The following is a 17,805-nucleotide window of genomic DNA, read 5'->3' as shown; positions in this document are numbered from 1 at the left end:
GGACCTCAGGGCCGCAGAACCGCCATGCCCCCGTCCCGCCACGAGCCGGACGGGGGTCCGGTCGGGGAGGTGGCATGGACAGGGAGAAACGAGCAAGGTGGCAACACCCAAGTCGCGCCCGCGCGACGGCTACCCAGGGCGGGCGCTGGCCCTCATCCTGGTCGTCACCGTCGGACTGGTCGCCCTCATGTTCGGGACGGGCAACACCAAGCCCCGGCTCGGAATCGACCTCGCCGGCGGCACCAGCATCACGCTGACCGCGAAGTCGACCGATCCCAAGGCGGTCAACAAGGCCAACATGGACATCGCCACCGGGATCATCGAGCGCCGGGTCAACGGAATGGGTGTCTCCGAGGCGGAGGTCCAGACCCAGGGCTCGGACACGATCATCGTGAACATCCCCAAGGGCGGCGACCGGCAGAACGCGGCGGACCAGGTCGGTACCACCGCGAAGCTGTTCTTCCGTCCGGTCCTGGCCGTGGCGCCCAGCGGTATCACCGTGCCGGCGCCCACCGGCACCCCGTCCGCCGGCGCCTCCGGCAGCCCGAGCGCCGCCCCCTCGGGCAGCGCCGCCCCGTCGGCCTCGGCCGGCGCGAGCTCCTCCGCCAGCCACGCGCCGACCGCCTCCGCGAGCTCCACCAAGCAGGGCCGCTCGGTCGGTGAGGCGCTGGCCGCCGAGGCCGCCACCCCGTCGGCCGCCGCGACGGGCGCGAGCACCGCTCCGTCCGCCGCCACCGGCTCGGCCGCCCCGTCCGCCTCCGGTGCCCCGAGCGCCCAGGCCACCCAGCCGAGCGCCGCCGACCTGAGCGCCGCGATGACCCAGGGCACCGTCCCGCCGGAGCTGTCCGCGGCCTTCGCGGGGCTCGACTGCTCCAAGCCCGAGATCCGTTCGGCCCAGACCGGGGCCGAGGACAAGGCCATGGTCGCCTGCTCGCAGAAGCCCGGGAAGGGCGGCTACTACGAGAAGCTGGCGCTCGGCCCCGTCGCGGTGAAGGGCTCGGACGTCTCCAAGGCCCAGCCCTCCCTCGACACCCAGACCGGTAGCGGCTGGCAGGTCCAGCTGCAGTTCAACGGCACCGGCACCGACGCCTTCACCAAGGTCACCGGGCAGCTCGCCACCCAGGCCCCGCCGAACAACCAGTTCGCCATCGTGCTGGACAACCAGGTGGTCTCGCACCCGCAGGTCAACGGCCCGATCCCCGGCGGCAGCGCGGTCATCACCGGCCAGTTCAGCCAGGCCGAGGCGCAGGACCTCTCCAACGTGCTGAGCTACGGCGCCCTGCCGCTGGAGTTCACCAAGAGCGACATCACCACCGTCTCCCCGGCGCTGGGCAGTGACCAGCTCAAGGCCGGTCTGGTCGCCGGCGCGATCGGCATGCTGCTGGTCGTCGCCTACTCGCTGGTCTACTACCGCGGCCTCGGCCTGGTCTCGATCGCCGGTCTGGTCGTCTCGGCGGCCCTGACCTACTCGATCATGAGCCTGCTCGGCGGCGGGATCGGCTTCGCGCTGACCCTGCCGGCGGTCTGCGGTGCGATCGTCGCGATCGGTATCACCGCCGACTCCTTCATCGTGTACTTCGAGCGCATCCGCGACGAGGTCCGCGAGGGCGCCCCGCTGCGCCCGGCGGTCCAGCGGGCCTGGCCGCGCGCCCGGCGCACCATCCTGGTCTCGGACTTCGTGTCCTTCCTCTGTGCCGCGGTGCTCTACGTGGTCTCGGTCGGCAAGGTCCAGGGCTTCGCGTTCACCCTGGGTCTGACCACCGCGCTCGACGTCGTGGTGATCTTCCTCTTCACCAAGCCGCTGATCACGCTGCTGGCCCGGCGCAAGTTCTTCTCCGACGGCCACCCGTGGTCCGGTCTGGACCCCAAGCGGCTGGGCGCCCGCCCGCCGCTGCGCAGCAGCCGTCGCCGTAGCCCCTCCTCTGCCGCCGTGAAGGGGGCCTGACACCGTGTCACGCTTCTCCAATCTGGGCCACCGGCTCTACCAGGGCGAGGTCAGCTTCGACTTCGTCGGGCGCCGTAAGCTCTGGTACTCCATCTCCGGTGTGATCGTGCTGGTCGCGGCGATCGGCCTGGCGATGGGCCTGCACCTGGGCATCGAGTTCAAGGGCGGCTCGGTCTACACCGTGACCAAGCCGGGCCTGACGGTCTCGCAGGCGCAGGAGAAGGCCGACCAGGTCACCTCCTCGCACCCGCTGGTGCAGTCGACCGACAACAACAAGATCCGCATCCAGGTCAGCACCGACGAGCCGAAGAGCTCCGACGAGGTCCGTTCGCAGCTCGCCGATAAGATCGGCGTGCCGCTGGACACCGTCGAGGCCCAGGTCATCGGCCCCAGCTGGGGCAAGCAGATCTCCAACAAGGCGATCACCGGCCTGATCATCTTCATGGTCCTGGTGACGATCTACCTGGCGATCGCCTTCGAGTGGCGGATGGCGGTGGCCGCCCTGGTCGCCCTGATCCACGACCTCCTGATCACCATCGGCGTCTACGCCCTGGTCGGCTTCGAGGTCACCCCCGGTACGGTGATCGGCTTCCTGACCATCCTCGGGTACTCGCTCTACGACACGGTCGTCGTCTTCGACACCGTGAAGGAGAACACCAAGGGGCTCACCAAGCAGAACAGGCTCACCTACAGCGAGGCGGCCAACGCGGGCCTCAACCAGACCCTGGTGCGCTCGCTCAACACCACCGTGGTGGCGCTGCTGCCGGTCGCCGCGCTGCTGTTCATCGGTGGCGGCCTCCTGGGCGCCGGCACCCTGAACGACATCTCGCTCGCGCTGTTCATCGGCCTCGCGGCCGGTGCCTACTCCTCGATCTGCGTCGCCACTCCGCTGCTGGCGCAGCTCAAGGAGGAGCAGCCGGAGATGAAGGCGCTGCGCAAGCGCGTCCTGCAGCACCGGGCCGCGGCCGCCAAGGCGGAGGTCCAGGACGCGGTGGCGACGGACGAGGTCGCGGACGAGGACCAGCCTGCGGGTATGGTCGGTCAGCGCGGCCGGTCGGCCGGCACCCCGCGTGCCAAGGGCCGTCCGTCCACCAAGCGCTGAACCCGAACCTAAGGAACCCACCACCGTGACCACCGTCGACACCACACTGGCCGAGCTGCTGAACAGCCGGATCCGGGACGTCCCGGACTACCCGAAGCCGGGCGTGCTGTTCAAGGACATCGCGCCGCTGCTCGCCGACGCCGAGGCCTTCGGCGCCCTCACCCGGGCGCTGGCGGACCGGGCGAAGGAGCTCGGGGCGACCAAGGTGGTGGGCCTGGAGGCGCGCGGCTTCGTGCTGGCGGCCCCGGCGGCCTTCGCGGCCGGGCTCGGCTTCGTGCCGATCCGCAAGCAGGGCAAGCTGCCCGGCGAGGTGTTCCGGCGTTCGTACGAGCTGGAGTACGGCTCGGCGACGCTGGAGGTGCAGTGCGACGCCTTCGCGCCCGGTGAGCGGGTGCTGGTGGTGGACGACGTGCTGGCCACCGGCGGCACCATCGGTGCCTCGCTGGACCTGGTGAAGGAGGCCGGCGCCGAGCTGGCGGGCGTCGTGGTGCTGATGGAGCTGGGCTTCCTGGACGGCCGCGACCGGCTGGCCGGACACCTGAACGGCGCCCCGCTGGAGACGCTGGTCACGGTCTGAGGGACGGGCTCCACAAGGGACTCCGAGGACGGCGGTCGGATCATCCGACCGCCGTCCTTCCGTTTCCGGGCCCGGCCGGATGAACACCGGGCCGCCCGGCTCGGTACCATGAAGATTCATCCCCTCCCGGTTGTGCCCGGACGTCACGGGCCCGGCAGGGGTCGGCCCCGGTGCCCCGAGGAGTGTCCTTGCCCGACGAGGTTGTGCCCACGGCCGCAGCGGCCGCCCCCGAAAACCGTCCCACGCCCTCGGGGGCCACCCCGGCACGCCCGACGCCGACCTCCTCGCGCCAAACCGCCCCGCTCGGCCGCGGCTCCGGCACCGGCGGCGGCATGCGCGCCCGACTGGCCCGCCTGGGCGGCCAGCGCTCCAGCGTGCTGAACCCCGTCCTGGAGCCCCTGTTCCGCTCGATCCGGGCGAACGACCCCAAGGCCGACCCGGCGCTGCTGCGCGACATCGAGCGGGCCTACGCCGTCGCCGAAAAGTGGCACCGCGGGCAGAAGCGCAAGAGCGGCGACCCGTACATCACCCACCCGCTGGCCGTCGCCACCATCCTCGCCGAACTCGGCATGGACGCCCCGACGCTGATGGCCGGGCTGCTGCACGACACCGTCGAGGACACCGACTACGGCCTGGAGACCCTGCGCAAGGACTTCGGCGACTCGGTGGCCCTGCTGGTCGACGGCGTCACCAAGCTGGACCGGGTCAAGTTCGGCGAGGCCGCGCAGGCCGAGACCGTCCGCAAGATGGTCGTGGCGATGGCCAAGGACCCGCGGGTCCTGGTGATCAAGCTGGCCGACCGCCTGCACAACATGCGCACCATGCGCTACCTCAAGCGGGAGAAGCAGGAGAAGAAGGCCCGCGAGACGCTGGAGATCTACGCCCCGCTGGCGCACCGGCTGGGCATGAACACCATCAAGTGGGAGCTGGAGGACCTCGCCTTCGCGATCCTCTACCCCAAGATGTACGACGAGATCGTCCGGCTGGTCGCCGAGCGCGCCCCCAAGCGGGACGAGTACCTGGCGACCGTCATCGACCAGGTCCAGGCGGACCTGCGCGGCGCCCGGATCACCGCCTCCGTCACCGGCCGGCCGAAGCACTACTACTCGGTCTACCAGAAGATGATCGTCCGGGGCCGGGACTTCGCCGAGATCTACGACCTGGTGGGCATCCGGGTCCTGGTCGACACCGTCCGCGACTGCTACGCGGCGCTGGGCACCATCCACGCGCGGTGGAACCCGGTGCCGGGGCGGTTCAAGGACTACATCGCGATGCCCAAGTTCAACATGTACCAGTCGCTGCACACCACGGTGATCGGTCCAGGCGGCAAGCCCGTCGAACTCCAGATCCGCACCTTCGACATGCACCGGCGGGCCGAGTACGGCATCGCCGCGCACTGGAAGTACAAGCAGCGCGCGGTCGCCGGCGCGTCCAAGGTCCGCACCGACACCCCGACCCAGACCCGCAAGGACGACAAGGCCGGCGCCGTCAACGAGATGGCCTGGCTGCGGCAGCTGCTGGACTGGCAGAAGGAGACCGCCGATCCGGGCGAGTTCCTGGAGTCACTGCGCTTCGACCTGGCCAGCAACGAGGTCTTCGTCTTCACCCCCAAGGGCGACGTGATAGCGCTGCCGGCCGGCGCCACCCCGGTCGACTTCGCCTTCGCGGTGCACACCGAGGTCGGCTACCGGACCATAGGGGCCCGGGTCAACGGGCGGCTGGTGCCGCTGGAGTCGACCCTGGAGAACGGCGACACCGTCGAGGTGTTCACCTCCAAGGCGGAGAACGCCGGCCCCTCCCGGGACTGGCTGGGCTTCGTCAAGTCCCCGCGCGCCCGCAACAAGATCCGCGCCTGGTTCTCCAAGGAGCGCCGCGAGGAGGCGATCGAGCACGGCAAGGAGGCGATCGTCCGGGCGATGCGCAAGCAGGGCCTGCCGATCCAGCGGATCCTGACCGGCGACTCGCTGGTCACCCTGGCCCACGAGATGCGCTACCCCGACATCTCCTCGCTCTACGCCGCCATCGGCGAGGGCCACGTCGCCGCGCAGAACATCGTCCAGAAGCTGGTCCAGGCGCTCGGCGGCGAGGAGGGCGCCACCGAGGACCTCGCCGAGACGGCCACCCCGACCCACGACCGCCGGGCGGTGCGCCGCCGGGCCAAGGGCGACCCGGGCGTGATCGTCAAGGGCGTCGAGGACGTCTGGGTCAAGCTGTCCCGCTGCTGCACCCCGGTGCCGGGCGACCCGATCGTCGGCTTCGTCACCCGCGGCAACGGCGTCTCGGTGCACCGCGCCGACTGCGTCAACGTCGAGTCGCTGAGCCAGCAGCCCGAGCGCATGATCGACGTCGAGTGGGCGGCCACCCAGTCCTCGGTGTTCCTGGTGGCCATCCAGGTCGAGGCGCTGGACCGCTCCCGGCTGCTCTCGGACGTCACCCGGGTGCTCTCCGACCAGCACGTCAACATCCTGTCAGCGGCGGTCCAGACCTCCCGGGACCGGGTGGCGATGAGCCGCTTCACCTTCGAGATGGGCGACCCGAAGCACCTGGGCCACGTGCTCAAGGCGGTGCGCGGCGTCGAGGGCGTCTACGACGTCTACCGGGTCACCTCGGCCCGGAAGTGACCACGGCATGAGGAAGGCCCCCGGGGTGCTCCCCGGGGGCCTTCGCCGTTCAGTCGGTCAGCCGGATCAGCCGCTGAACTCCTCCTGGCTCTTGTGCGCCTGCTCCAGCAGGGTCTGCACGCCGGCCAGCTCGGACTCCAGCCTGGCGGTCTTGCCGGCGTTGCCGGCCGCGCGGGCCTTGTCCAGGTCGGCCTGGATCTTGTCGGCCTTCGCCTGGAACAGGCCCACCATGCCGGCCGCCCGGGCCTTGGCCTCCGGGTTGGAGCGCTTCCACTCGGCGTCCTCGGCCTCGCGAATGGCCCGCTCGACCGCGTTCAGCCGGCCGTCCAGCTTCGGACGGACGTCGCGCGGCACGTGGCCGATGGCCTCCCAGCGCTCGTTGACCTCGCGCAGCGCGGCCTTGGCGGCCTTCAGGTCGGTGATCGGCAGGATCGCCTCGGCCTCGGTGGCCAGGGCCTCCTTGAGCTTCTGGTTCTCCACCTGCTCGGCGTCCCGCTCGCTGAAGACCGCGGAACGGGCCTGGAAGAAGACGTCCTGCGCGCCGCGGAACCGCGCCCACAGCTCGTCCTCGACGTCCCGCTGCGCCCGGCCGGCGGCCTTCCAGCGCGCCATCAGGTCGCGGTAGGCGGCCGCGGTGGTGCCCCAGTCGGTGGACGAGGACAGCGCCTCGGCCTCGGAAACCAGCGACTCCTTGGTCTGCCGGGCCTGCTCGCGCTCGGCGTCCAGCGTCGCGAAGTGCGCCTTGCGGTGCTTGGAGAAGACCGAGCGGGCGTGCGAGAAGCGGTGCCACAGCTCGTCGTCGCTCTTGCGGTCCAGCCGCGGCAGGCCCTTCCAGGTGTCCACCAGGGCGCGCAGCCGGTCCCCGGCCTCCCGCCACTGGGTGGACTCGGCGAGCTGCTCGGCCTCGGAGACCAGGGCCTCCTTGGCGGTGCGGGTCTCGTCCTGGGCCTTGGCACGGGCCGCCTTGCGCTCCTCCCGCCGGCTCTCGATCTCACCGGCGAGCGTGTCCAGCCGCTTGGCCAGCGCGTCCAGGTCGCCCACCGCGTGCCCCTCGGTCACCTGCGCGCGGAGGTGCTCCAGCGCGGTCTGGGCGTCCTTGGCGGCCAGGTCGGTGGTGCGCACCCGCTTCTCCAGCAGGCCGATCTCCACCTCGATGCCCTGGTACTTGCGCTCGAAGTAGGCGAGGGCCTCCTCGGGCGAGCCGGCCTGCCAGGAACCGACCACGCGTTCGCCGTCGGCCGTCCTGACGTACACCGTGCCCTGCTCGTCCACACGGCCCCACGGGTCGCTGCTCATAGCGCGTCCTCCACATGACGTCGCGCCCGCGCCGGGGCGGCGCGCGACCGTCGTCCACAGTTGATGTGCGGCGGACCGATGAGCCCGCCGTCCCCGTCCGCCGTGTCCTGCTGCCGAGGGTGACGGCCAGGCGGGTGCGGGCACCCTATACAACGCCAACATAGGCGACCAGGCCCGGTGCTGTCCGCATCCGGGCCGGGCGATTTCGGTCCGGGGCCGGGCGGGAGCGCTTCGGGCGCCCGCCGCCGGCGGCCCCGGGATCGGTCAACCCTTGGACACCGTAACCGAGTTGAAGGTGACGTCGGCCATCGGGTGGCCGTCCGGGGCGCCCTCCAGGGTGCCCGCGGCGGCGATCTTCTGGACCACGTCCAGGCCGTTGGTGATCTTGCCGAAGGGGGTGTAGTTCGGCGGCAGCTGGGTGTCCTTGTAGACCAGGAAGAACTGGCTTCCGTTGGTGCCCGGGCCGGAGTTGGCCATCGCCACGGTGCCCGCGGGGTAGGTCGCGCCGGTCAGGTTCTCGTCCGCGAACTTGTAGCCGGGGCCGCCCGTGCCGCCCGGCACGGTCGCACTGGCGGTCGGGTCGCCGCACTGGAGTACGAAGATGCCGTCGGTGGTCAGCCGGTGGCACTTGGTGTGGTCGAAGTACTGCTCCCCGGCCAGGAAGTTGAACGAGTTCACGGTGTGCGGGGCCTTGGCCGCGTCCAGCGCGACGGTGACCTTGCCGCAGTTGGTGTCCAGCGCCATGGTGTACGAGGCGTTCTGGTCGATCGACATGGCCGGCTCGGCCTTGAACTGCTTGCCGTTGGGCGAGCCCGGCGCCGGGGCGGCGCAGCCCTCGACCGGCTTGCGGGTCGGGGTGGCCGGGGCCGTCTGGGTCGGCGCGGCCTGGGCGGAGGAGGCGGCCGAGGTGCTCTTGTCCTTGCCGTCCGAGCTGAACGCGCCGGTGGCGAACAGCGTGCCGCCGCCGGCCAGCACCACGACCGCGAGCGAGGCGCCCAGGATCGTGTTGCGGCGCCTGCGGGCGGACGCCATCTCGGCGCGGCGCTGCATCTGGCGCTCGTACTTCTCGCGGGCGAGCTGCCGCCGCCGCTGTTCGCTGCTGACCACCGGCCGTGTCTCCTGAGCATGTGCGGGAAAAGTGGATGGTTCCGGAGCGGATCATCGCATCCATCGGCGGCCAAGTGTAGGGACCGGGCCCTAAGAACACGGTGAACGCGTCGGCGGGCCGAACCGGTCGCGGCGTATCTGGTTCGCAACCGGACCCGCACCGCCGGTAGGCTTCCCTTACGTCATCACTACTGGTAGCCACCGCAGCCCCCCGCCGCACAGACCCGAAGGACGCGCGTGTTCATCGCCGGATTCCCCGCTGGAGCCTGGGGCACCAACTGCTACCTGGTCGCGCCGGCGGCGGGCGAGGAGTGCGTCATCGTCGATCCCGGCCACCAGGCCGCCCGCGGCGTCGAGGAGCTCGTCCGTGAGCACCGGCTCAAGCCCGTCGCCGTCCTGCTCACCCACGGCCACATCGACCACGTCGCCTCGGTGGTCCCGGTCTGCGGCGCCCGCGGCGTCCCGGCCTGGATCCACCCCGAGGACCGGTACATGATGTCCGACCCGGAGAAGTCGCTCGGCCGCTCCCTGGGCACCCAGCTGATGGGCGAGATCACCGTCGGCGAGCCCGACGACGTGCGCGAGCTCACCGACGGCAGCGTGCTGGAGCTGGCCGGCCTGCAGCTCACCGTGGACCACGCCCCGGGCCATACCGGGGGGTCGGTGACCTTCCGGACGCCCGGTGCCGAGGACCTCCCCCCGGTGCTGTTCTCGGGCGACCTGCTGTTCGCCGGCTCCATCGGGCGTACCGACCTCCCGGGCGGGGACGGCGAAGCGATCATGCGCTCGCTGGCCCGGGTGTGCCTGCCCCTCGACGATTCCACCGTGGTCCTCTCCGGCCACGGCGGTCAGACCACCATCGGCCGCGAGCGCGCCACCAACCCCTACCTCCGACAGGCAGCGGGGGCGGCCGGCGCCCCGGCTTTCCCGCGACGAGGAATGTGACGGAAGAGAAGTTGAGCACCTTCACCGCCCCCAAGGGCACCTACGACCTGCTGCCCCCCAGCTCCGCGACCTTCCTGGCGATCCGCGAGCGCATCGCCGCGCCCGCCCGCCGGGCCGGTTACGGCTACGTCGAGACCCCGGTCTTCGAGGACGTGAAGCTGTTCTCGCGCGGTGTCGGCGAGTCCACCGACATCGTCTCCAAGGAGATGTACACCCTCACCACCAAGGGCGGCGACGAGCTCGCGCTGCGCCCCGAGGGCACCGCCTCGGTGCTGCGCGCCGCGCTCCAGGCCAACCTGCACAAGCAGGGCAACCTGCCGGTCAAGCTCTGGTACTCCGGCTCTTACTACCGCTACGAGCGCGCCCAGAAGGGCCGCTACCGCCAGTTCTCCCAGGTCGGTGCCGAGGCGATCGGCGCCGAGGACCCGGCGCTGGACGCCGAGCTGATCATCCTGGCCGACGACGCCTTCCGCTCGCTGGGCCTGAGCAACTACTCGCTGCTGCTCAACAGCCTCGGCGACAAGCAGTGCCGCCCGGTCTACCGCGCCGCCCTGATCGAGTTCCTCGCCGGCCTGGACCTGGACGAGGACACCCGCCGCCGCGCCGAGATCAACCCGCTGCGCGTGCTGGACGACAAGCGCGAGTCGGTGCAGGAGCAGCTGGTCGGCGCCCCGATGCTGCGCGACTTCCTGTGCGAGGAGTGCAAGGCGTACGACGAGAAGGTGCGCGAGCTGCTCACCGCCAACGGCGTGGCCTTCGTCGACGACCCGAAGCTGGTCCGCGGCCTGGACTACTACACCCGCACCACCTTCGAGTTCGTGCACAACGGCCTCGGCGCCCAGTCCGCGATCGGCGGCGGCGGCCGCTACGACGGCCTGTCCGAGATGATCGGCGGCCCGGCGCTGCCGTCCGTCGGCTGGGCGCTCGGCGTGGACCGCACCTACCTGGCGCTGGAGGCCGAGGGCGTCGACCTCGACCTGCCCGCCGCCACCTCCGTCTACGCCGTCGCGCTCGGCGAGGAGGCCAAGAACCTGCTGTTCGCCAAGGTGGTCGAGCTGCGCCGGGCCGGCGTCGCCACCGACCTCGCCTTCGGCGTCAAGAGCATCAAGAACGCCATGAAGTCCGCCGACCGGTCCGGCGCCCGCTTCGCCCTGATCGCCGGTGACCGGGACCTCGCCGAGGGCGTCGTCCAGCTCAAGGACATGAGCACCGGCGAGCAGACCCCCGTCGCCCTCGACGCACTCGTCACCACCCTGAAGGAGAAGCAGCTGTGATCCGCACGCACGACGCGGGCACGCTCCGCCCGGAGCACGCAGGCACCACCGTCACCCTGGCCGGCTGGGTCGCCCGCCGCCGCGACCACGGCGGCGTCGCCTTCATCGACCTGCGCGACGCCTCCGGCACCGTCCAGATCGTGGTCCGCGACCTCGAGTCGGTGCACGGCCTGCGCGCCGAGTACTGCGTCAAGGTCGTCGGCGACGTCCGGGTCCGCCCCGAGGGCAACGAGAACCCGGACATCCCGACCGGCGCCGTCGAGGTCGTCGTCAGCGAGATCGAGGTGCTCTCCGAGGCCGCCCCGCTGCCGTTCCCGGTCGCCGAGTACGAGCCCGGCACGGTCAACGAGGAGGTCCGGCTGCGCTACCGCTACCTGGACCTGCGCCGCGAGGGCCCGGCCAAGGGCCTGCGGCTGCGCTCCAAGGTCAACAACATCATCCGCCGGGTGATGGAGGAGAACGACTTCCTCGACATCGAGACGCCGTACCTCACCCGCTCCACCCCCGAGGGCGCCCGCGACTTCCTCGTCCCGGTCCGCCTGCAGCCCGGCCACTGGTACGCGCTGCCGCAGTCGCCCCAGCTGTTCAAGCAGCTGCTGATGGTGGCTGGCATGGAGCGCTACTACCAGATCGCCCGCTGCTTCCGCGACGAGGACTTCCGCGCCGACCGCCAGCCGGAGTTCACCCAGCTGGACATCGAGGCCTCCTTCGTCGACCAGGAGGACATCCTGGCCCTCGGCGAGAAGATCGTCGGCTCCATCTGGCGCGAGGTCCACGGCTACGAGATCCCCAACCCGCTGCCGCGGATGACCTACGCGGACGCCATGGGCCGCTACGGCTCCGACAAGCCGGACGTCCGCTTCGGCCAGGAACTCACCGACCTCACCGAGTACTTCAAGGGCACCGAGTTCCGCGTCTTCCAGGCCCCGTACGTCGGCGCCGTGGTCATGCCGGGCGGTGCCTCGCAGCCGCGCAAGCAGCTGGACGCCTGGCAGGACTGGGCCAAGGCGCGCGGCGCCAAGGGCCTGGCCTACGTGCTGATCGACGCCGAGACCGGCGAGCTGCGCGGCCCGGTCGCCAAGAACCTCTCCGAGGAGCACCTGGCCGGCCTCGCCGCCGCGGCCGGCGCCAAGAACGGCGACGCCGTCTTCTTCGCGGCCGGCAAGGAGCGCGCCTCGCAGGAGCTGCTGGGCGCCGCCCGCCTGGAGATCGGCCGCCGCTGCGAGCTGATCGACGAGTCCAAGTGGGCCTTCCTCTGGGTCGTCGACTTCCCGATGTTCGAGCCGATCGAGGACGACAAGGGCCAGTTCCTGGGCTGGCACGCGGTGCACCACCCGTTCACCGCCCCGACCCCGGAGTCGCTGGACAGCTTCGACACCGACCCGGGCTCGGCCCTGTCCAACGCCTACGACCTGGTCCTCAACGGCTCGGAGCTGGGCGGCGGTTCGATCCGTATCCACCAGCGGGACGTGCAGAAGCGGGCGTTCGACGCGATCGGCCTCTCCGAGGAGGAGGCGGCCTCGCAGTTCGGCTTCCTGCTGGACGCCTTCAACTACGGCCCGCCGCCGCACGGTGGGGTCGCCTTCGGCCTCGACCGGATCGTCACGCTGCTCGGCGGGTACGACACCATCCGCGACGTCATCGCCTTCCCGAAGACGTCCACCGGCGGTGACCCGCTGACCGGCGCCCCGACCCCGATCACCCCGGCGCAGCGCCGCGAGGCCGGTGTGGACGCCCAGCCCAAGGTCCGTGAGGACGTCAAGTCCGAGGCTCAGCCCAAGAGCTGACGCCCCGTCATCCACGCTAACCTGCAACGGCCCCGGACGGTCCACCGTCCGGGGCCGGTCCACAACGTCGTGTGACACAGGGAGGGTTGACTCATGCAGGTCACAACGAGAGTCGAATGTCCGGAGGACGCACCGGCGACCAGACGCGTCCACATGGCCGCGTTCCCCGGGCCGGACGAGGCGGACCTGGTGGACGCGCTGCGGCGCGACCCCGCCTGGCTGCCCGGGCTGTCGCTGGTCGCGGTGGACGACGCGGGGCTGGTGATCGGGCACGCCCTGCTGACCCGGCTGCGGGTCGGCGGCGGCAGCGGGACCGGTGACGCGCTGGCGCTCGCGCCGGTCGCGGTCGCGCCGGAGTGGCAGCGCCGGGGCGTCGGCGAACTCGTCGTCCGGGCCGCGCTGTCGGCCGCCGAGGAGGCGGGGGAGAAGCTGGTGGTCGTGCTCGGCGACCCGGATTACTACGGGCGGTTCGGCTTCATCCCGGCCGGGCGGCACGAGGTCACCGGCCCCTTCGAGGTGCCGGACGCGTACTTCCAGGCGCTGCCGCTGGCGGCCTACGACGGCGGTCCGCGCGGGCTGTGCCGCTATCCGGAGCCCTTCGTCGCGGTGTAGGTCCGTCCGCCCCTTCCGCTCCGACCTGTCCTTCCGCTCCGACCTGCGAGGTCGCCGATCTGCGCCTACGGTGAAGGGTCATCAGCAGGAGTCGGACGGAGGACCCGAGGGTGGCCGAGGAGCAGCGGACCGCGAAGCCGGGACGACTGGCGAAGAAGCCGTACGAGCGGGAGCTGCTGCGGCTGCAGCAGGAGCTGGTGAAGCTCCAGGAGTGGGTGCGGGTCGAGGGCGCCCGCCTGGTGGTGGTCTTCGAGGGTCGGGACGCGGCCGGCAAGGGCGGAGCGATCAAGCGGGTGACGGAGTACCTGAACCCGCGCATCGCCCGGGTCGCGGCGCTTCCCACCCCGACCGAGCGGCAGAAGACCCAGTGGTACTTCCAGCGGTACGTCGAACACCTGCCGGCGGCCGGGGAGATCGTGCTGTTCGACCGCAGCTGGTACAACCGGGCCGGGGTCGAGCGGGTGATGGGCTTCTGCACCGACGAGGAGTACTGGCAGTTCCTGCACCAGTGCCCGACGTTCGAGCAGATGCTGGTCGAGGCGGGCATCCTGCTGCGCAAGTACTGGTTCTCGGTGAGCGACACCGAGCAGGAGCAGCGGTTCCGGGACCGGCTGGAGGACCCGATGAAGCGCTGGAAGCTCTCCCCGATGGACGTGGAGTCGATCACCCACTGGGAGGACTACTCGCGGGCCAAGGACGAGATGTTCGTCCACACCGACATCCCGCAGTCGCCCTGGCACGTGGTGGAGAGCGACGACAAGCGGCGGGCCCGGATCAACATGATCGCCCACCTGCTCTCCTCCGTGCCGTACCACGAGGTCGCCCCGCCCGGGATCGACCTGCCGCCCCGCCCGGCCCCGCGCGGCTACCAGCGGCCGCCGCGCGATCTGCAGAAGTACGTTCCGGACCACGCTGCCAGACTGGAGTAGACGGGGCCCGCCGGGCGCTGCTCACGAGAACGGCCCCGCGTGGCGCCCGGGCGTCCACAGGAGGCGCGCTCATGTTCGTTCGTACCGTCTACCTGACCGGCAATCCGGAACGGGTCGACCAGACCCTGGAGGGGCTCAGCACCGAGGTGGTGGACCTGCTCTCCGGGCAGCCCGGCTACCGCGGCTTCGGGCTGTACGCCGACCGGGCGGTGGGCAAGATCACCATGGGTTCGTGGTGGGAGTCCGCTGAGGCCGAGCGCGACAGCGACGCGGCCCTGCACGCCCGCCGCGAGGAGCTGCTGGCGCCGTTGGCCGGCACCGCGACCACCGACGTGTGGGAGGCCGTGGTGACCGCCCCGCCCGGGGTGGCCGGACCGGGCGCCGGGTTCCGGTTGGTGCGGATCGACATCGACCCGGCCAAGGTGGACGCGATGGCCGGGGCCTTCCGGGACCGCGCACTGCCGGCCCTGGAGAAGATGGCCGGGTTCGTGACCGCCGCGATGCTGGTCGACCGGGCCACCGGGCGCGCCATGGTGGGCGCGATCTTCGTAGACGAGGCGACCTTCGCGGCCTCGCGCGGCCCGATGGCCGAGGCCCGGGCCAGGGGCATCGCCGAGAGCGGCGCCACCCTGCGGTCGCTGGAGGAGTTCGAGGTGGTCCTGCTGGACCGCCGCACCCCGCAGGGATAGGGCCCGGGAGCCAGGTCCCGCTGTCGGCGGCCTCAACTAGGCTTCCGGTGTGGACGAACCGGACCTCTTCACCGCCGCCGCCGAGGAACGCCAGGCCAGGGAGCCCGGCCGGGCGCCGCTGGCCGTACGGATGCGCCCGCGCACCCTGGACGAGGTGGCCGGGCAGCGGCAGCTGCTGAAGCCAGGCTCGCCGCTGCGCCGCCTGGTTGCGAACTCGCGCGGCCCGGCGGCCACCAGCTCGGTGATCCTCTGGGGCCCGCCCGGCACCGGCAAGACCACCCTCGCGCACGTGATCAGCCAGGCGGTGGAGGGCCGCTTCGTCGAGCTGTCCGCGATCACCGCCGGGGTCAAGGAGGTCCGGGCGGTGATCGACGGCGCCCGGCGGGCGGTCGGCATGTCCGGCCGGGAGACGGTGCTCTTCCTGGACGAGATCCACCGCTTCTCCAAGGCCCAGCAGGACTCGCTGCTGCCGGCCGTGGAGAACCGCTGGGTCACCCTGATCGCGGCGACCACCGAGAACCCGTACTTCTCGGTGATCTCCCCGCTGCTGTCCCGCTCGCTGCTGCTCACCCTGGAGTCCCTGACCGACGACGACATCCGCGCGCTGCTGCGCCGCGCGGTGGCCGACGAGCGCGGGCTGGAGGGCGCGCTGGAGCTGACCGCCGAGGCCGAGGACCACCTGGTGCGCCTCGCCGGCGGGGACGCCCGGCGGGCGCTCACCACGCTGGAGGCGGCGGCCGGGGCGGCGCTGGAGAAGGGCGAGGCGAGCATCACGCTGGCCACCACCGAGACGGCCGTCAACCAGGCGGCGGTGCGCTACGACAAGGACGGCGACCAGCACTACGACGTGGCCAGCGCGCTGATCAAGTCGATCCGCGGCAGCGACGTGGACGCCACCCTGCACTACCTGGCCCGGATGATCGAGGCGGGGGAGGACCCGCGGTTCATCGCCCGGCGGCTGATGATCTCGGCCAGCGAGGACATCGGCCTGGCCGACCCGACGGCGCTGCAGACGGCGGTGGCGGCGGCCCAGGCGGTGGCCCTGATCGGCTTCCCGGAGGCCCGGATCATCCTCTCCCAGGCGGCGATCGCGCTGGCCCTGGCACCGAAGTCCAACTCGGCCTACCTGGCGATCGACGCGGCGCTGGCGGACGTCCGGCAGGGGCTGGCCGGTGCCGTCCCGCCGCACCTGCGGGACGCCCACTACGGCGGGGCGGGCAAGCTCGGCCACGGCAGGGGCTACCAGTACCCGCACGACCTGCCGGAGGGCATCGCGGCCCAGCAGTACGCGCCGGACTCGGTGCACGGCCGGGAGTACTACCAGCCGAACCGGCGCGGCGGCGAGGTGCGGTACGCGGACACCGTGGAGTGGACGCGCGGGCGGCTGCGCGGGGAGCGCAGGGCGGAGCAGAAGGCCGAGCAGAAGGCGGAGCAGAAGGCCGAGCAGAAGGCGGAGTAGAAGGCCGAGCAGAAGGCGGAGCAGAAGGCGGAGAAGAAGGCGGAGCAGGCCGAAGGGAAGGCCGACCGGCAGCCCGGGGAAAAGACCGAGTGATCCACCGGTATACTCAGTCGGAGTGCCAAGTCCCGGGACGGCGGCGGGGGAGACCCCACCGACCGGCCGCACCAGCGGGACATCGGCCGTAGGCCTCCCCCGGGAGGCCCGCAACAGGAGCGTCGCGCACCGTTTCGGTGTCGCGGACGGCCCGGTATCCGGGCCCTTCGTGTGACCAGCACTTCTCGTGCCCGGCTCCGGAGAGCGGCTGATCCCTTCGCGCAGGCGACGGGGTTTTCTCCGGGTCGCGACATGCGACCTCCGTCAACACCTGGTGAAAGCCGTATTCGTAAGCAAGGAAGGTTTGGTTCATGGCGAACCAGAAGCGTCCCAAGGTCAAGATCGCGCGTGCGCTCGGCGTGCCGCTGACCCCGAAGTCCGTCAAGTACTTCGAGGCCCGCCCGTACCCGCCCGGCCAGCACGGCCGTGGTCGCAAGCAGAACTCGGACTACAAGGTCCGTCTGCTCGAGAAGCAGCGTCTGCGCGCCCAGTACGACCTGAGCGAGAAGCAGATGGCGCGCGCGTTCGACCGCGCGAAGAAGGCCGAGGGCAAGACCGGTGAGGCGCTCGTCGCCGACCTGGAGACCCGTCTGGACTCCCTGGTGCTGCGTTCGGGCATCGCCCGCACCATCTACCAGGCCCGCCAGATGGTCGTCCACGGCCACATCGAGGTCAACGGTGGCAAGGTCAACAAGCCGTCGTTCCAGATGAAGCCGGGCTACGTGGTCACCGTCCGCGAGCGCAGCAAGGAGAAGGTCCCCTTCCAGGTCGCCCGTGAGGGTGGCTACGCGGGTGAGGGCCAGACCCCGAAGTACCTCGAGGTCAACCTGAAGGCCCTGGCCTTCCGCCTGGACCGTGCGCCGCAGCGCAAGGAGGTCCCGGTGATCTGTGACGAGCAGCTGGTCGTCGAGTACTACTCGCGCTGACCCGCGCTCGGTTCCGCAGATCGCGAAACCACAGCGAACCCCCGTCGCCTTTCGAGGCGGCGGGGGTTCGCTGCTCTGCGGTGCCGGCCGTCAGACGCTCTCGCCGGTCATCGCGGCGGCCAGCCGCAGGTGCGGGCGGGCCTCCTCGGCGCGGCCCTGGCGCTCCAGGGTGCGGCCGAGCATCAGCCGGGCGTAGTCCTCGGCCGGGTCGAGGTCGAGGATCCGGCGCAGCTCGGCCTCGGCGCGGCCGAGCTGGGCGGAGTGGAAGTAGCTGCGGGCCAGCAGCAGCCGGACGGAGAGGTTGGCCGGCTCCTCGGCCAGCACGCCCTCCAGCATGCGGGCGGCGTCGGTGTACGCCTTGGACTCGAAGTAGAAGTTCGCGAGGCGGTACTCGTCGTGGATGGCCATGGTGCTCCTTCCGGGTGGATCCTTGCCTCCTCAAG

The 17,805-nt window shown here is 71.4% G+C and carries 15 protein-coding genes; 12 read left to right on the top strand and 3 right to left on the bottom strand.

The genetic code is table 11. From position 1 onward, the window contains the following. Positions 1 to 97 precede the first annotated feature (97 nt). The 4 genes from secD (at position 98) to ACIG5E_RS13940 (ending at position 6,245) form a co-directional block, all read left to right on the top strand. Positions 98 to 1,945: a protein translocase subunit SecD gene (gene secD / locus ACIG5E_RS13955; RefSeq protein WP_396533642.1), complete on the top strand. Its 1,848-nt coding sequence runs from the start codon at positions 98 to 100 to the stop codon at positions 1,943 to 1,945. Positions 1,946 to 1,949: 4 nt separating this feature from the next. Continuing rightward, positions 1,950 to 3,047 carry a protein translocase subunit SecF gene (gene secF, locus ACIG5E_RS13950; RefSeq protein WP_396533641.1) on the top strand — a complete coding sequence of 366 codons (1,098 nt, stop codon included), beginning with the start codon at positions 1,950 to 1,952 and terminating at the stop codon, positions 3,045 to 3,047. A gap of 25 nt (positions 3,048 to 3,072) precedes the next feature. Next, positions 3,073 to 3,624 (top strand): adenine phosphoribosyltransferase, encoded by a 552-nt coding sequence (locus ACIG5E_RS13945; RefSeq protein ID WP_396533640.1) that lies wholly within the window; start codon positions 3,073 to 3,075, stop codon positions 3,622 to 3,624. A gap of 170 nt (positions 3,625 to 3,794) precedes the next feature. After that, positions 3,795 to 6,245: a RelA/SpoT family protein gene (locus ACIG5E_RS13940; RefSeq protein ID WP_396533639.1), complete on the top strand. Its 2,451-nt coding sequence runs from the start codon at positions 3,795 to 3,797 to the stop codon at positions 6,243 to 6,245. Between the two features lie 66 nt (positions 6,246 to 6,311). Here the strand turns inward: ACIG5E_RS13940 and ACIG5E_RS13935 are convergent, their stop codons facing one another. Beyond that, entirely contained in the window at positions 6,312 to 7,541 is a 1,230-nt protein-coding gene (locus ACIG5E_RS13935; protein WP_396533638.1) for a DUF349 domain-containing protein, read from the bottom strand. 264 nt (positions 7,542 to 7,805) lie between these two features. Beyond that, positions 7,806 to 8,648, bottom strand: coding sequence for a peptidylprolyl isomerase (locus tag ACIG5E_RS13930; protein WP_396533637.1), 843 nt, complete (start codon positions 8,646 to 8,648; stop codon positions 7,806 to 7,808). A 237-nt stretch (positions 8,649 to 8,885) separates the two neighbouring features. Between ACIG5E_RS13930 and ACIG5E_RS13925 the strand changes: the two genes are divergently transcribed. From ACIG5E_RS13925 to rpsD, 8 genes are all read left to right on the top strand, one after another. Next, positions 8,886 to 9,593 carry an MBL fold metallo-hydrolase gene (locus tag ACIG5E_RS13925; RefSeq protein WP_396533636.1) on the top strand — a complete coding sequence of 236 codons (708 nt, stop codon included), beginning with the start codon at positions 8,886 to 8,888 and terminating at the stop codon, positions 9,591 to 9,593. A gap of 11 nt (positions 9,594 to 9,604) precedes the next feature. Beyond that, a complete protein-coding gene (gene hisS / locus ACIG5E_RS13920) occupies positions 9,605 to 10,867 on the top strand; it encodes a histidine--tRNA ligase (RefSeq protein ID WP_396533635.1) in 1,263 nt (420 codons plus the stop codon). Next, positions 10,864 to 12,654: an aspartate--tRNA ligase gene (aspS, locus tag ACIG5E_RS13915; RefSeq protein WP_396533634.1), complete on the top strand. Its 1,791-nt coding sequence runs from the start codon at positions 10,864 to 10,866 to the stop codon at positions 12,652 to 12,654. Before hisS ends, aspS begins: the two co-directional genes overlap by 4 nt. Positions 12,655 to 12,747: 93 nt before the next feature. Further along, a complete protein-coding gene (locus tag ACIG5E_RS13910; RefSeq protein ID WP_396533633.1) occupies positions 12,748 to 13,266 on the top strand; it encodes a GNAT family N-acetyltransferase in 519 nt (172 codons plus the stop codon). A gap of 110 nt (positions 13,267 to 13,376) precedes the next feature. Further along, complete coding sequence (gene ppk2, locus ACIG5E_RS13905; RefSeq protein ID WP_396533632.1) at positions 13,377 to 14,195, top strand: polyphosphate kinase 2; 819 nt, start codon at positions 13,377 to 13,379, stop codon at positions 14,193 to 14,195. A gap of 71 nt (positions 14,196 to 14,266) precedes the next feature. Then, entirely contained in the window at positions 14,267 to 14,884 is a 618-nt protein-coding gene (locus ACIG5E_RS13900) for an antibiotic biosynthesis monooxygenase (protein ID WP_396533631.1), read from the top strand. A 49-nt stretch (positions 14,885 to 14,933) separates the two neighbouring features. Further along, entirely contained in the window at positions 14,934 to 16,343 is a 1,410-nt protein-coding gene (locus ACIG5E_RS13895) for a replication-associated recombination protein A (protein ID WP_396533630.1), read from the top strand. Positions 16,344 to 16,747: 404 nt separating this feature from the next. Continuing rightward, positions 16,748 to 17,362 (top strand): 30S ribosomal protein S4, encoded by a 615-nt coding sequence (rpsD, locus tag ACIG5E_RS13890; protein WP_030056230.1) that lies wholly within the window; start codon positions 16,748 to 16,750, stop codon positions 17,360 to 17,362. Positions 17,363 to 17,452: 90 nt separating this feature from the next. Here the strand turns inward: rpsD and ACIG5E_RS13885 are convergent, their stop codons facing one another. Next, positions 17,453 to 17,770, bottom strand: coding sequence for a tetratricopeptide repeat protein (locus tag ACIG5E_RS13885; RefSeq protein ID WP_396533629.1), 318 nt, complete (start codon positions 17,768 to 17,770; stop codon positions 17,453 to 17,455). Positions 17,771 to 17,805: the final 35 nt, after the last annotated feature.

The sequence above is a fragment of the Kitasatospora sp. NPDC053057 genome (assembly GCF_044546945.1).
Taxonomy (GTDB): domain Bacteria; phylum Actinomycetota; class Actinomycetes; order Streptomycetales; family Streptomycetaceae; genus Kitasatospora.
The sequence above is the reverse complement of the archived record's forward strand: the minus strand, read 5'-3'. Positions and strand labels throughout refer to the sequence as shown.

Coding starts and splice junctions, on each gene's coding strand:
- ACIG5E_RS13935 (WP_396533638.1), bottom strand. CDS start 7,541: ATGAGCAGCGACCCGTGGGGCCGTGTGGACGAGCAGGGCACGGTGTAC.
- ACIG5E_RS13910 (WP_396533633.1), top strand. CDS start 12,748: ATGCAGGTCACAACGAGAGTCGAATGTCCGGAGGACGCACCGGCGACC.
- ACIG5E_RS13900 (WP_396533631.1), top strand. CDS start 14,267: ATGTTCGTTCGTACCGTCTACCTGACCGGCAATCCGGAACGGGTCGAC.
- rpsD (WP_030056230.1), top strand. CDS start 16,748: ATGGCGAACCAGAAGCGTCCCAAGGTCAAGATCGCGCGTGCGCTCGGC.
- ACIG5E_RS13885 (WP_396533629.1), bottom strand. CDS start 17,770: ATGGCCATCCACGACGAGTACCGCCTCGCGAACTTCTACTTCGAGTCC.